Consider the following 15,051-nt stretch of genomic DNA (forward strand, 5'->3'; position numbering starts at 1 on the left):
CTAAATCCAAGCTATTGCTTGAGCCGGATTGGTTACCATCATTCGCTGACTAATTTGCTTAGCAGCTAAACTCATTTCATCACTTTCTGCCAACGACAGATTGGCGTAACATTGTTTGGCAAAACGCCATACTTCCATGCAAAAATGTTGTTGCCACTTCGCTAATTGAAAAGTTTCAATTTGCTCAAGTAATTCGGTTAAAATTGCCAAAGCGTGTTCATAATGCTCCGCTTTAAGTAACAACTTGGCTTTTAATAATTGGCTTTGTGATTGGTCAAACCCGGTAGGGGTACTTAATTGCTCAACCTTGCTAAGCGCAGCACTGAGTTGTCCTTGCACTACTTCATCAGCCAATAAGCTATAATGTTCATCAAAAATATTGCCTTGCGAATTATTGCTTGCTGGTGTTTGTGCATTGCTAATTTCAAGTAACGTTTCTTTATTGGCTGGGCTGCATAACCCTGTGCCATCGTCGTACTGTAAATGAGTTAAAAGCGGAAACTGACTAGTTAAATTAATCAATTGCTGCTCAAGCCAGTAACTTAGCTTGCCTTTATTTAATTGTTTTAACGCACTTAATACCAACATTTGTAAGTTGAGATTAAATTGCATCGCACCTTCCATAAATAAGCCTTCAGCAAGCATGAGTGCCTGCTCTGGGTGTTCACTGGCAAGTGCATTTTCAATCGGTGCAAAAGCCGCAGCTCTTGGTGCTGGTAAGCGTGTTTTACCATTTTCATTAGCCGGTATTTTCAGCCCAGACCAACGTGCAGCACGTGATAATTTAATCACCCGCTCGATGTTATTTTGTTCTTTATCAAAATTCAGTAATTCACGAATAGCTGATAAATAAGCCGTGTCACTGCTGAGATCACCAACCGTAATACTTGCAACTTGACTTACAGAGCTGTGCACTGATGATGTTGAATTTGTTGCCGGTGTACCGTCGCTTGGTGCTTGTTCAGTATCGTCTTTACTAACAACTGACGGCTCGACTGCCTTTGCAACTGGGTTGCGTTTCATTTGCTCGTCAGTCCACTCGTTTAAAGTAGATAAAGGACCTGATTCACTATCTAATAATGGTACTGAGTGTTGGTTGTAATCGGTTAATACCGCATCTAGTTCGGCCCATTGTTCTGCGGTTGCCGAATGACTTTGCGAAATCCCTTTTAGACGTTCTTGTTGCTGTAAAAACCAGGTATTTACAGCACTGCGCATGCGCTCTTTAAGTGGGTGTACGTCGTTGCTAAAATCAGCCAATATCTTATTAAACAATTTGATTGAACTAATTAACCCCTGCACCCCAAATTCACTGGTTGCAGCTAAGCATAAGTAACTAACAATACGTAAATCTTTACTCTTATTCTGTAATAAGTCAGTTGCTTGAATAAACATCACTTTAAAATCAACCTCACCAACACCCGATGAAGATGCTTTGAGACTTTTAAATGTTTCTTCGTATTTTAAATCTTCGCCACACGGCAAACCTTGCAATGGTGCAGCAAGTTCATCCAGCCATAGTTGCCAGCTATTGTGAGTATGTGGTTGCTTTAAACTCATGCTTTACACCATCGTCTTAGTGCATCGTATACACTTACGTTATCCATATCGGCAAAATTAATACTGTAGTCACTTGGCACTTTGCTCAATGGTAAATTCGTCAAATCAATAATTTGTGTTGATTTGTCTTCATTTAACCAAATCGAGCTAAAATAGGATGCCGATACAGGACGACAAAACACCGTTAAACTAGGCGCATGATCTTCACATCCTAGTTGATAAAAGAACCACGGTTGCCAGTTGTGATCAGCAACCACAGATGCTATTAAATGCAGCCAAAACCCAGCGACCAAGGCGCTCTCATGACTAAACTGTGGCATTGGTAAACGAATACCAAATTGACTGCGTAGACAGCCTCTATTTGCAATCGACTTCAATACTGCAGATAGTTCTTCAATTAATACAGCACGCTTATGCACATCATTCATCTGGAGATGCTGCCACAGCACACTCATCGGTATCATGCGCAGTTTATCTAGCTCTTGATTTAAATTTGGTTGTTGCTTCAACGCATCAGCAACCTTGTTATAAGCATGAGCTTGTTCCGCCATCGCATCAATTGATGGCGCTTCTTTAATGCGATCATTCACACCAATTAAGTGCTCAATCACATGACTAGCATATAAAAACAAAAATGCTGGATGGCGTTTATAAGTTTCTAATCCGCTATGTATAAAAGAGCTAAAAGGGTAAAAACGGCCACTACTATCTTTACTTGGTTGTAAAATACCAAGCAAACTACTGTCTTCACTGTTCCCAGATACAAAAAACAACGATTTAACACCATTAAGTACAGCAACATTATTCGCCTTTCGACCACGATTAAGGTGAGCAAATCCTTCTTGTAACCAATGATCAAATGCCACTGATTCACGCGATGAAATATTTAACTTCACAAAATCAGGTCGTACTGGTGTTTTCCCCATATAACCGTAAGAAAACTGTTTTACTAGTAACGGCGATTTCTTTTTAGAAAATAAATTAAACATATCCGCCCCTACTGTACCGAATTATTATTCGACTGCGCATATTGCGGCGATTTCGAAAACAACGAGTTCGGTAAAGCAAACGAAGTCAGCATATATTTTGAGAAAATACCGCTATTACGCCCTGATTTTAAGGAAAACTGTACTGTTAATTGCTGTTCTGACTTATCGGTTAGTTCCCATGTAGCTAAGAACTCAGTGCCTTTTATCCATTTTACATTAGCATTATTAAGCACTTTAAGTAGCGCCCACGGACCATCTTGCTCAATCGAAATTCGATTGCCTTTATTATCTAAACCATAAAGAATCGCTTTTTCTGCAGCACCACGACCAGGCCAAGAAAAGTTACGCCACTCCTCCGGCTCATTACGATAGCGATAACCTTGCTCTGAAAAGCCTAAATAAGTTTCACGAATGCCTCTTTGTGGTACTGGCATCATCTGAAAATTAAAGCCCGCAGAATCTGCGCCACTAGTAAATAGTGAACGTGTTACTTTATTTGCTTTTGTTAAACCATCGAGTAATTCTTTACTAAAGCCAATACCAACACCATTCCACTGTTTTTCTTCCCATACGCCACGACGTACTTTCATAAAAGGTTTCAGTTGAGTGTTAGTAAAGTTCCATAATATGCCCGACTCAGTGTTTAAAAACTCCGACACATCAGCAATCGCGGCATCAGGTCCATTTAGGTTAAATGGGTACTTTCCTGCGATGCTGTTGCTGTACATTGTATAAACTTGGTTTTCCCACTCTTCATTTAACTGGCTTCGTGCTTTGGCCATAATTGTGGCTATACCCGCTTGTAAAGGCGCTTTGAAAAGAGTATCCAACGTTTCTTTTGTTTGTGGGTCTAAAGCACGTGTTTGGCTTTCAATGATGATCCATGAAGACTGCAAAGCATTGGTTTGATTATTACCTGAGAGTAAATCTTGGACAAAAATCATAGCTTGGCCATCATCTTCATTACTCGCCGCCATCGCTTTTATGTCTGAGTGGATGCTGCTTAATGAACTAATGTACTGGCCCATGTAATCAGAACTGCGCTTATTATCATCGTTTTGTGTAAAACGGCGTAAATCAGCAAAGCGAGATTCCAGCTCTGGCGCTCTAACCGTACTCATTTGTGAAAAATCAGGGCTGTTCATAGCTTGTTTAGCTAGCTTTCCTTTTGCTGCTTTTTTCTGCGCAACGTCGGCAGCACCGGCAACTAAGGTCGCAATTTTGTCATTATTCGCGGTAACGGCTGAAGGTTCGTCAGCAACCATTATGTTATTGTTCACCAGCATCATTAAATCTATCAATGGGCCATCGTTTGATGAAAGGCGAGCAAAATCAATACTTGCATCGTTTAAGTCTCTAAACGCTGGGACTTGAATACTATTTAAGAATTCGAACCAAGTATTACCGTAATCCTTAAAGTAATAAGCACGCATTGCTTTGGCTAAGGACTCAGCTTGTGCTTCATCTACAGCATTTTGCCCTTCGTCATTACTGGTGCCCATAACCCAATCGCCTGAGAACACTAACCGTGAAATACGTTTAATTTCAGGATATACATATTCTTGCCAACCAGCATTGGTATATACATAAGGAATTGCATAGCTACTTTTTAATACATCACGGTTATTAGCCGACATAAACTGATTAAGCTGTAATGCTTTTTTGCGCTCAGCAAAGCTTGTTATCACTTGCTTATACAGAGGCTCAGCTTCAGGTTGAGTATTTAAACTTTCGCGCGCAGTATAAATTGCGGTTTCATTTGCTTGCCAAAAATTAATCTTCCCAGGATGCTCTAGATCAGTACCTAAATTAGCTAAGTACACATCTAACAATGCAGTTAATTGACTATAAATGGGTGTATCTTGTTGCGCTGTTAAATCAATATTAAAGTGATTACTAATAAAACTAAGTAGCTGCTGTTTAGCAAATTCATCATTTTTATGTTCGGGGTGTGTGCTTAGCATTAAATGTAATTTAAGTGCTTCGTAATAAGGTTGTCGAATACCTACGCGTGACTCCGGCTCATCAGAGTTCCAACGGCTTTCATACTGTTTTAATTGTGCTAACACCTGTTTTTCAGCAGGAAGTGTGATCAATTGGTTTAACTGGTTAAATAATACATTCGCGACACTTTGAGTTGTTTCGTCACCTTCGTAAATACCAAAAATAAAATACCAAGGTAAGCTTTTTTCATAACTTACAAGCTCCTGATAATGCTCAAATAATGCAAGTGTTGCAGCTAGCTTTTGATCCGCCTTCGCCTTATTTACATTAACTTCAACCACCGCTTTCACGCGTGCTTCGCCTTGGTTAAGCAATAACTGATTACTGGTGTATGAGGTAATCAATAACGCTGTAATCGCCGCTATTGAGGCAAGCCCCGTGGTTACAGTTAAACCTTTTAACCAACGACCTACTAAGCGCTTTTTACGATTACCCCGAGTTAAATCTTGTAGTTTAAAAACAACATCATTAAAAACGCGATTAATAAAATAGCTTTGGGTGATTGTTTCTTGTTTTTGTTCAACCACAACCGCGCCAAATTGATCGCGTACACCGTTGGTGATTCGCTCAATTGGTGTGCCCTCTTGTGTACCTGAGGTAAAATACACGCCTGCAAACCAAGGAACTTCTTGGTACGGATTCGCTTTAAATAGCAAGTTTACAAATTCGGTTAGTTTTGTTGAGGCCGATTTAAACTGATTAGGAAAATCAAGGATCAACTGTTTACGATGCTCATTTCGTTCACGGGCCACTTTACTTAAACGTTGCTGGCACAAACGTTCGTATAATTCATCCATTCTGAGCTCGAACATTTCAGCCGGATCGGTTTTTTGGTCTTCACTAATATCAAGTAAATATGCGCCCCACACTTGCTCGCGCTCTTTTTCAGATAAGTCATTAAAAAAAGGTTCAAAGCCACTAATTAAATCGGTTTTTGTGAAAGTGATATAAACAGGGAAAATAACACCTAGTTGCGTGATCAACTCTTCAATACGTTCACGGACTAACTTTACATGCTGGCGAATTTCTTCACTGTCAGAGGTTAAAACATCAGCCACACTAATTGCGACCATTACGCCATTGATAGGTAATTTTGGACGGTACTTTTTCAGTAAATTTAAAAATGATAACCACTCTTTGTTTTCTGATTGCTCAGTTGTGTAACGTCCTGCGGTGTCAATTAAGATCGCTTGATCTGAAAACCACCAATCACAGTTACGTGTGCCACCAAAACCTTGAATATGCAGTTCGCTAGAGTTTGAATACGGAAAATGTAATCCAGAGTTAGCAAATAAAGTACTTTTACCGGTCGCTGATGGACCAATGATCATATACCAAGGTAGTGCATAAAGAGCCGTATTACCACGATAGCCAGCGCCTAAGTGCGATGCTTTTAATGAGCCTAACGCTTCTTGCATTTTTTCTTTTATTTCATCAAGCTCAGCACTTGAGCCCGCATTGTGATTTGCAAGTTCAGAAGCTAACTTATCGCCAGAACGCTTAGTCCATAACCAACGAGTAAAAATAAATAAAATGAATACCGCCGTAACTGCTCCCATAGCAATCAGCTTTTTATCAGTCGTGTCTAAGCCCACCATGCGCCCAGCAAACCAAACAATGCTCAGCACTGCAATTAGACCGATCAACTGTCCTGTGGCGCGAGATGACACTAAGCCCAGTAAAAAATGCACTAGGCCACTTTTATTTACTCTTCCTTGCATGGTATTGCCTTATCGTGTCTCGTTGGTTTTATTCAATTGAGTGAGTACTTCCACCTGATTACTTATGGTTTGCGTACTCTGTGTAGCCTGCTTGTTGATCACAAAATGAAAGCCTGCAAATAGGGAAGCGATTGAGCCTAAACAAATCGACAGAATAACCCAATAAGGGACATTACGACCGACTTTCATAGCAAACCCTTCAGCAGGTACGCCATTATCAGAAAGCAGTGCATTAGGCGTGCCTTTGACATCTTCAATTTGTGCACGAATGTCAACTATCAAAGCTTTAAGCTGTTCTATTCCTTTAACTTTATAGATACCTTCAAAACCCAATTGCAAACAAATATAGTACACTTCTAACGCCGCAAATTTATTTTCACCGCCAGTACGCAAAGTCGCTAAACGCTCAAAAAACTCTTCACCTGCACGGTTATTGCCAAAAAACTCTAACTGCAGCGGTCGTGACATCCAGTCCATACGAAAATGCGCTCCGGAGCTCATTACAAACTCATCACACATTGCAGTAAGAGCAAATTTTACTTCTTGCATCACACTAGTCGTCACTTGTTGGGCATAACAATTACGCTCAAACTCATCAAAACTATTTAATAACTGATCACGAAAATCGTTCAGCTCAAGATCGGTTGATTGCTTGAGCTTTAATGGCGATAACGCATTTATAACCGGTGATATACAGGCGATTAAATCTTGTTGTTGTGATTGTTGTTGCATCATTTCACCTAACTTAATTGCGTGCGACAGTAACTATTTCGATTTGCGCAGCTTGCAAACCAAATGGAATAAATAAACTTAACGACTGCTCTTCGATTATTTGCTGCCAAATGTAACCATGTGATTCAAGACGGAAATATTCATATCCACTCTTTATTGCTAATTTATTTGGCGGCCGTTGGCAGTGAGTTAGCTGAACACCTGCAAGGGCTGATGAAATCATAATATCGAGTTTTTCAGTTGCGCCGACTTTAACTTGGTCGCTAAATGTTTCAATCCACTTAGTATCCTCAGCTTCAAAATAAACCGCGAGATAGAAGTCGTTATGCTCAAAAATTGCTGAGTCAATAGTCGCAACCTGATGAATAGCATTGGAAACTTTTTCAAGTTTAAGGCCAGCCATTTTCTTAGGCACAACACCTTCAAGTAGCTTAGTTAGCAACTCATCTAATTTACCAAATACATGGCTGAGTTGTTTATGCTGATAAGGAGGGACTTGGTTTACTAAATCACTGTGTTCAAACATCGATACAGAGCTGATCAAATCAACCAATTCACAGTACAAACGCTCTGGATGAACTAATGACAAACTTTTTAAATGATCCAACCGCTTTGCTGAAGGTGCCATCGCATTAAGTAATAAAAAGCTATTCATCTCGTTTGGACCAAAGTCAGTCACTGAACCAAAGTTTTTCCTGCGACTAAGCAACACATTGACTTTCGCATTCACTAAATTTGCGGTGCGATTTAATAGCTCAGTTAAATATACCGAAGCACTGATATTTAACAGTGGTGGTACAAAGTGTTTATTAACAACAAAAGAGCCGTCTTCTGCGCGGACTATTTTCAAACACGCTAAAGTATCAAAATAAGTTTTTACATCACTATCTGTTAATAATATAAATTTAGGGTGCGCTATCAGCACTTCACGATTACGTGCAGCATCATGATCATCATTTAATTCAATATAGTCTGCATGATAGGCACTGAGCTGACCGGTTGTTGCATAACCCTCAATATTACTGACGATTTTATTGGCAGCAATCGCGATGTAAATAATCACTTCATCTAGGTTAGGATCTAATTCCAGCTTTAATTCGTCATGTTGTTGGCGATCAAAATCAAGTAATCGACCATTTTCAAGTAACAATTTGAAGCTAGTAATTTTTAATAGCCCACGCGATAACGCTGACTCATCAATTGCAAGATGCTGGATACCAAACACCAATGGAGAAATAAGTCGCTGTCTTACAATTTGATTTTGCTCATGATACTCATCAAATAACTGAAAATGGTGTTGTGCTAATAATACACCTTCAGCCCAGACGGGTTTTACGGGGGCTTTAGTACTCATTACTGTGCCTCATCCACGTCAGGCAACTGCACTTCATTATTTGTGATCAGCACATCTAATGCAGTCGATAATTTAACCGGACCATCACCTAATTGATAATACGTTTTCCATTTATCTCCTTGGCGGTCTCTGAATAACGCAACAATTGCCACAAAACGAGCATTTTCAGCTTGTTCAAAAGCGATCGTTGTTTTTTCGGCAGGATTAATAGTGCGTTCTTCTAACGTGATCAATGAATTTGCTAATACTGATTTATCTGACTTCCAAAGTTCTTCAAACGTTGCTGTTTTAAAGCTCTGAATATCAGACAATTGATACACTCTGAGAACCACTGGAAGTGCTTCATCAAACTGATTTAAATTTAAATTATCTGTTGCTGTAATGTCTAACTCTACATTAGTGCTCATGCACGCAGTGAGTGACATTAACAGCACAGCTAAGATTACTTTATTTATTGCAAAACGCATTTAATACCTCATTAGATATTTTAAAATTGATTATTCAGTTTTTACAAAGGATCTCTTCATAAACAGGGCAAATAACCCTATTAAAACGCACTGACGCACAATCGGACCAGCGATTGCCATTTAAAATTCTAGAAAAAAAGCCTGAACTTTTATTTTCTTGATTTTCAACAGCTAGAGACTTGATGACAACATGATCGATTGAAGATATTAATTTAGAATTTAAAACTATTAACTCTTGAATATAACTAGATATATTTTCATTAATTAAAATAATGTTTCCATCGTTCTTTGGAGGATTATTCAAAAAGAAGAAAAACTGATCTAGAACGGATTCAGAAAAAACACGATGCGCAGGAATACCTGTTTGATCTAGTAAAGAGGAGATGTTGCAGGTTAGAGACCAAGCCAAGGAGTAAAGGCTATCAACCTGATTTATAAAATCTTTTTTTCTCATTTCATCATCCTTGATTTAACTTAGTCAGCTTAAAGGTGCACTAACGCGGTAATTCTTCAGTCCTTAGAATTAGCGCATGATACAAACATAGTTGTTAAAATGTCAACTGAATCCAGTGCAAAAACACAACTATTTATCAAATAAAGTTGTTCCAAACAAAAACAACAACACCATATAATTTTAAAAATGAACATATTATGAACCTATTTACATATACTCTAAATATCGTTAATTACAAATATTTTATTGATTATCGTTAGAGTAATGTGTATTTTTACACGCATTATCGACCAAGGTAGCCAAAGGACAAGGAAATGTCTCAATCACGATTATTGTTAGATATTAATGACAAAACAATGAACGTAACTCAGGTAAAAGGAATTGAACGCTTAAATAAAAGCTTTGAGTTTGACCTGATTTTCGACACCCTCACTGATGAACCTTTAAACGATTTACTATTACAGTCGGCCTTAATTACATTTGTAAATAAAGACAATTACTATCGCCACCAAGCTGGCCTCATAACACAAAGCACCGATCTTGGGTTATTCAACAACAAGCGTCGCTATCATATCGTCATAAAAGATCGATTGAGTACGCTAAAAAACACCTCAGATAGCAAAGTATTTATCGGCGTTAATTTAAAAGATGTTTTACACTACCTAGCATCACAAGCCGGATACTCTCAAGGTCAAGTAGATTTCAGAGTTACCCAACCGTTTGCTGATATGTCTCAGTGTGTACAAGCAATGGAAAGTAATTGGCAGTTTTTTCATCGTTTACTGGCTTCCTATGGTTTATTTTATTGGTTTGAAAGCAAGGACTCGGCTGAAATACTGGTGATAAGCGACAGTAATTTAAATAGTCCCTACCTTGAGCGCGGCGTTTTAGAAGTTACCAGTAGCGCTGGAATGAATAACCAACACAGAGAGCAATTTGTTGGCTTTATGCATGCTCAACTTACTGAGTCTATTTATAACAATACTGCAAACAGTGCAGCCTATGGGCAATTTAATACCGTTGCCAGCAATAGCCAATCATTCTTTGAACCCTGCGCGTTATCGCAATCCGCCGCAACTAATCAAGCACAAAATTTTAGTAGTGCACTCGCAAGTTTAAATAAAGTTATTAGCTTAACCGGTAACGTATGTGATTTATTTGCGGGATGTTCGATTTCATTAAGTGATAACACCGGCATTGGTAGCAGTGGTGACTTACTCTGTATCGCAGTCGAGCACTTCAGCGAGCAACCAAGTGACGAAAGTAGCCATGAAGGGCTCTCTAAATACAGTTGTAAAGCGCAATTCATTGAACGAGGAACGCCATTTAAGCCACTCCCTATTCCCCATCAAGCAAAACCGATGGTATTTCCTGCGAAAGTAGAATCACTGACCGGCAATGCATTTATTGATGACAACGGGCAATATCGAGCCCGCGTTGATTTTGACAAAAATGCCAGACCACTAACGCAGTCAAGCCCTGCCTTGCAAAAGTTAGCGCTGTATGCATGCCAAAACCAACCTCAGGCCACTGGATGGCACTTTCCACTCGTCGGTGGTTCAGAGGTACTAATAGGCTGTATTAACAACGACCCTAATCACGCCTACATTATGGGCTTTGCACTAAATAGCGATCAACCAAGCGTTGTAACCGCCGCCAATCCAACGCATAACCGATTATTAACCGCAGCCCACAACGAACTACTATTTGATGATGACGACAATGAGCCAAAAGTCATTTTACAAACTCTCGCCAGTGAACATTACTTTGAGTTAAATGCTAAACAATCAGGCCGCCAATTTATCGAATGGATCAGCCAACTTGGGACGATAAACTTACACGCCGGGCGCGATTTATGCCTAGAAACCGAGCAAAACAATGTACAGTTTGTGATAAAGAACAATCAATTTATTGATGTTAAAAATGAACTCAAACAACAAACTAACAACGGCAATATCAATTACCAAAGTGCCGGCAACAACGCGTTCACAGGTAAAAAAATCGATGTAAAAGCTGACCAAGAGCTGTCATTAATTTCGGGGCGTGCGGTTAAAATAAACGCGCAAAGTGATATTTTACTAAAGACTAATAACAGTGATTTAAAGCTCAACGTACCAAATGGTTCAACGTTTTTACAAACCAGTAAGTCAATTAACATCACAGGCTCTGGGCAAGGCGATTTAATCATTCATAACGCCGGCGGCGAAATTAAACTCGATAGCCAAGGCAACGCCACCATCATCGCTACCAATATACTCACCCTCGACAGCAACATTGTCACCTTTGATGGACCAGTTGATTACGATATAGAAAGCCCGAAAACAGCCAGTAGCCCAAGTGCCTCAAGTCCTGCGAGTATTAGCCGTATTAATGATGTAACCATAAATGATGCAGGCGTTGCTGCAACTACCGCCAGTGTGGTCGATTTAGAATACGTTTACCAAGACGGCAGCCCGGTTAAAAATGCGCCCTACACCATTACCTTTGATGATGGAACGCAAGCGACCGGGCAACTAGATGACAGTGGACAAGCACAACTCAGCAATATTCCCAGCGGTCAGTTCAGTGTTAAATACGGCGAAGACAGTCGCGATTTTCAGCCTGAAGATAACACCACACCAAACCCGTTGTATGGGCAAATAACCACCGCTGATGCTGTGCACATGATCAATAGCGGTAACACTGCAAAACTGGAAGAGGCTGGCAATTTAGCCAACCAAGCAGGCGATTGGTTATGGGGCACACTGCAAGGTGACTTTAATAGAAACCCGAGTACATCACAAATCGTTGTGGGTACAATTATCTCGATGATACCGGTGGTTGACCAAATCATGGATATTCGTGATATTTGTGCAAATACCGTGTTACTCACCGATGATGACAAAGCCAATGACAGCGACGGTTGGATAGCCTTTACCCTAACCGCCATTGGTTTGGTTCCATTATTAGGCTCTGCTGTAAAAGGCGTGGGTAAAGTTGTAATTAAAAATAGTGGTGAGTCAATGGAAGCCGCTATTGCAGTGTTACGCAAGATGGGTAAAGGCGACCCAGTAAAATACCTGCGCGAAATAAACTGGCAAGACTTAGGCAAACAAGCCGCCAGTGAAGTAAAAGCCGTAATCAAAGGCTTTCGAGATACACTTAACGATATTTCAACCAGCTGGAAATACGATCTTCTGCTGCCAGACTCAGCCATTGACGGCATGCAAGCCATGGTCAAACAGCTTGATGAAGTCACCCCGCAAATAGACCAAGGCGTAAGAAACGCCGCGCAAGAAATTGGCAATCGCGTAAACAAAGCCCTCGATGAGTTTGAGCCACCGGCAAGTACAGGTGTAGTAGGGAAACCGAAGAAAACAGTAGCCAATGAATTAGAGCCGCCGAAAGGGAATGATTTAAAGGGGGCTCAAAGCATTAACCCAAACATTACAAAACCTAAGAAACTTCGCAAGATATCAAACCGCTTGAAATACCTTGGTAAAACTCCAGGCAAAGCATCTCGTACAGGCAAAAAAGTCATTGCGAAGATGAAAGCAAAAGGCAAAATAAGGGAGTCATTCAAAGGTACCGAATTTCAAGCGAGTGATAATCAATGGTACCCACTCTCTCAAGCTGATATGGCACATGACCCGACAGATGCAGTAAAATGGTGGAATACTACAGGCAGACAATACGGCGCAAAATCAAAAGAAGTGCGAGAATGGATGTTAGACTCTAATAATTATACTCTAGATCATTACAGTATTAACCGCTCAGCTGGTGCTAAGCTTAACGATAGATATTTACCCCCGAAAAAGTAAGGAAAGATAATGGAAAATTTACCTATAGACTTGCGCGATAAAATCGATGCTCTCTATATTTCTGCATACAAAGCATTAGAAGTCAAAAATGTTGACATCGCAAAAAAAAAAGCAGACGAAGCATGGGGGTTATTACCTGAGCCTAAATTTGATTGGGATGTCACTCTCAGTTTTGTTACTGCAATTTGCGAAATGTATCGAGAGTTAACACTTTACAATGATGCGCTGCAAATCATAGAGCAACTCTTAGAATATCGAGATAAAAATAAGGTAGGTGGGTTTCACGGTGGAATTATTTTTTTAAAAGCTACTATTTATTATGAAATGGAACAATTACCAATTTCTTATCAATGGTTTAATAAAGCAAACGACATGTCAAGAGGTCGCTGCTTCGTTGATGAACCTAAAAAATACAAAACTTTTTTTAATGAGTATAACCAATGAATGTACATGACCAAATAGATGAGTATTGCGAGCAAGGCAATGATCTTTTTGATGAAGAAGACTTTCAAGGCGCAATTACACTCTGGCAAAAAGCCTTTGATTTACTCACCGACCCAGATGAGGATTGGGAGCAAGCGGTTTGGCTTAAAGTATCTATCGGTGATAGTTATTATATGCTTGATGAATATGAACAATCCCTTGATGCAATGTTAGATGCATTAAACTACCCTGAAGCACTCGATAACCCATTTATTCACTTTAGAGCTGGCCAATGTCATTATCAGTTAGACGACAAAGAAAGAAGTAAAAATGCTTTACTTAAGGCCTATATGTTAGCCGGAAAAGAAATATTTGAAGATCATGAAGAAGATGGACTTTTTTACTATGACTTTTTGAAGTCCGAAGTCCAGCTATAAACGAACATAACGCTAAGGACAGCACATGCAACCAGACATAAAAAACATCTCGCATCACCTAGGTCAGTACCTTTATCAGCAAATAAAAGAGCCGTGGCTTTAGGTTAAGCTTATTTTAGACACAATCAAACTTCACTACCCTTTTTAGAGATATTTATGACTACTTTAATTAAGCGATTTATATTTATAGCGCTCGCTTTAACGCTAGCGGGGTGCGATAAAGTGACAGTGAGCACCGTTACTGCACTATTAAAGCCCGCTGAAAAAATACAAGTGGCCTCCCCTGAAGCAAGTGACTTTCAAGTTAATGGCTGTAATTTAACCTTAAAGGTCAATCACTTATTTTTAATACCAGCATTGATGAATGGGTTAAAATACTCGGCCCATACGACCGAGTCACTCACTTAGCAAACGATGTGTATTATTGGGATGAGATTGGTATTGGTCTTTATTCTAAAACCAATAAGCACATAGCTCAAACATTGACCTTTGAATTTAATGAAACCATTGCCTTTAGTGAAGATGATATTAGAGTTACTTACGGTGAAGAAATGAAAGAATTTAAGAGAGAGGCGAATGAATCTCGCTCTAAAACGCCATTTACTCAAACGCTCTGGGTTAATGGGGCTGCGATTAAAGGCAACTGGGATATGAGTAAAGTAAATAATCAACTGTACGCATTTAATCCAAAAAATCCCCATTACTTTGGTGAGGCATATATGCCCACTATTTTTGGTTCACGCTTTGCGTGCGATAAAGAGACCCCACCCTACTTTAATGAGGGCGAAATTGGCATTAGAGTAGATGTAAACCCACAAAATAAAAATGAAATAAAAGTGCTCAGCTTAGGCGTCACCCTCTTTTCTGAAGAATACCTAAAAAATAGAAACAGCACACCGTCTTTTTCTTCTCGTTATTTCGAAAGTGTCGCCGAGCGAGTCGTTGCTCAATAACTAAACGCTAAGGAAAGCCAATGCAACCCGACATAAAAAACATCCCCCAACAACTTGGGCAATACTTGTACCAGCAAATAAATGAGCCGTGGCTTGAGGCTCAGCTTATTTTAGATTGCGAAGATGAAAACCAACTTGAATGCAAGGCTCACTATCA

12 protein-coding genes and 2 pseudogenes are annotated in these 15,051 nt (G+C 39.6%); 7 read left to right on the top strand and 7 right to left on the bottom strand.

What is annotated here, in order from left to right:
- From H5158_RS18155 to H5158_RS18185, 7 genes are read right to left on the bottom strand one after another with little or no spacing between them, the layout of a single operon-like run.
- On the bottom strand, positions 1–1,560 hold the full coding sequence (locus tag H5158_RS18155) for a TssA family type VI secretion system protein (RefSeq protein ID WP_182740569.1): 1,560 nt from the start codon (positions 1,558–1,560) through the stop codon (positions 1–3).
- Positions 1,557–2,549, bottom strand: a complete 993-nt coding sequence (gene tagF / locus H5158_RS18160; protein WP_145242493.1) for a type VI secretion system-associated protein TagF — start codon at positions 2,547–2,549, stop codon at positions 1,557–1,559. Before tagF ends, H5158_RS18155 begins: the two co-directional genes overlap by 4 nt.
- A gap of 8 nt (positions 2,550–2,557) precedes the next feature.
- A complete protein-coding gene (tssM, locus tag H5158_RS18165; protein ID WP_145242495.1) occupies positions 2,558–6,274 on the bottom strand; it encodes a type VI secretion system membrane subunit TssM in 3,717 nt (1,238 codons plus the stop codon).
- 9 nt (positions 6,275–6,283) lie between these two features.
- The gene (icmH, locus tag H5158_RS18170) at positions 6,284–7,006 is read right to left on the bottom strand and encodes a type IVB secretion system protein IcmH/DotU (RefSeq protein ID WP_182719396.1); all 723 of its coding nucleotides are present in this window, start codon (positions 7,004–7,006) and stop codon (positions 6,284–6,286) included.
- A gap of 13 nt (positions 7,007–7,019) precedes the next feature.
- The gene (tssK, locus tag H5158_RS18175) at positions 7,020–8,360 is read right to left on the bottom strand and encodes a type VI secretion system baseplate subunit TssK (RefSeq protein ID WP_182740570.1); all 1,341 of its coding nucleotides are present in this window, start codon (positions 8,358–8,360) and stop codon (positions 7,020–7,022) included.
- A complete protein-coding gene (gene tssJ / locus H5158_RS18180; protein WP_145242499.1) occupies positions 8,360–8,827 on the bottom strand; it encodes a type VI secretion system lipoprotein TssJ in 468 nt (155 codons plus the stop codon). The genes tssK and tssJ overlap by 1 nt, the downstream gene beginning before the upstream one ends.
- 34 nt (positions 8,828–8,861) lie before the next feature.
- Positions 8,862–9,281 carry a hypothetical protein gene (locus H5158_RS18185; RefSeq protein WP_182719395.1) on the bottom strand — a complete coding sequence of 140 codons (420 nt, stop codon included), beginning with the start codon at positions 9,279–9,281 and terminating at the stop codon, positions 8,862–8,864.
- A 314-nt stretch (positions 9,282–9,595) separates the two neighbouring features.
- On the opposite strand from H5158_RS18185, the gene vgrG reads away from it, so the two are divergent.
- The 7 genes and pseudogenes from vgrG to H5158_RS23450 all read left to right on the top strand — a co-directional run.
- On the top strand, positions 9,596–13,081 hold the full coding sequence (gene vgrG / locus H5158_RS23685) for a type VI secretion system tip protein VgrG (protein ID WP_182740571.1): 3,486 nt from the start codon (positions 9,596–9,598) through the stop codon (positions 13,079–13,081).
- 9 nt (positions 13,082–13,090) lie between these two features.
- On the top strand, positions 13,091–13,525 hold the full coding sequence (locus H5158_RS18195) for a hypothetical protein (protein WP_182719691.1): 435 nt from the start codon (positions 13,091–13,093) through the stop codon (positions 13,523–13,525).
- Entirely contained in the window at positions 13,522–13,941 is a 420-nt protein-coding gene (locus H5158_RS18200) for a tol-pal system YbgF family protein (protein WP_182719692.1), read from the top strand. The genes H5158_RS18195 and H5158_RS18200 overlap by 4 nt, the downstream gene beginning before the upstream one ends.
- A gap of 25 nt (positions 13,942–13,966) precedes the next feature.
- Positions 13,967–14,041 (top strand): annotated as a pseudogene (locus H5158_RS23440) (DUF600 domain-containing protein); the annotation flags it as partial.
- Between the two features lie 56 nt (positions 14,042–14,097).
- Positions 14,098–14,349, top strand: a complete 252-nt coding sequence (locus H5158_RS18205) for a hypothetical protein (RefSeq protein WP_182719693.1) — start codon at positions 14,098–14,100, stop codon at positions 14,347–14,349.
- 8 nt (positions 14,350–14,357) lie between these two features.
- Complete coding sequence (locus H5158_RS23445; RefSeq protein WP_259398592.1) at positions 14,358–14,894, top strand: hypothetical protein; 537 nt, start codon at positions 14,358–14,360, stop codon at positions 14,892–14,894.
- 20 nt (positions 14,895–14,914) lie between these two features.
- Positions 14,915–15,051: pseudogene (locus H5158_RS23450) on the top strand (DUF600 domain-containing protein); the annotation flags it as partial.

Origin of the sequence: Pseudoalteromonas sp. SR45-6 (assembly GCF_014163545.1) — a bacterium.
Taxonomy (GTDB): Bacteria; Pseudomonadota; Gammaproteobacteria; order Enterobacterales; family Alteromonadaceae; genus Pseudoalteromonas; species Pseudoalteromonas rhizosphaerae.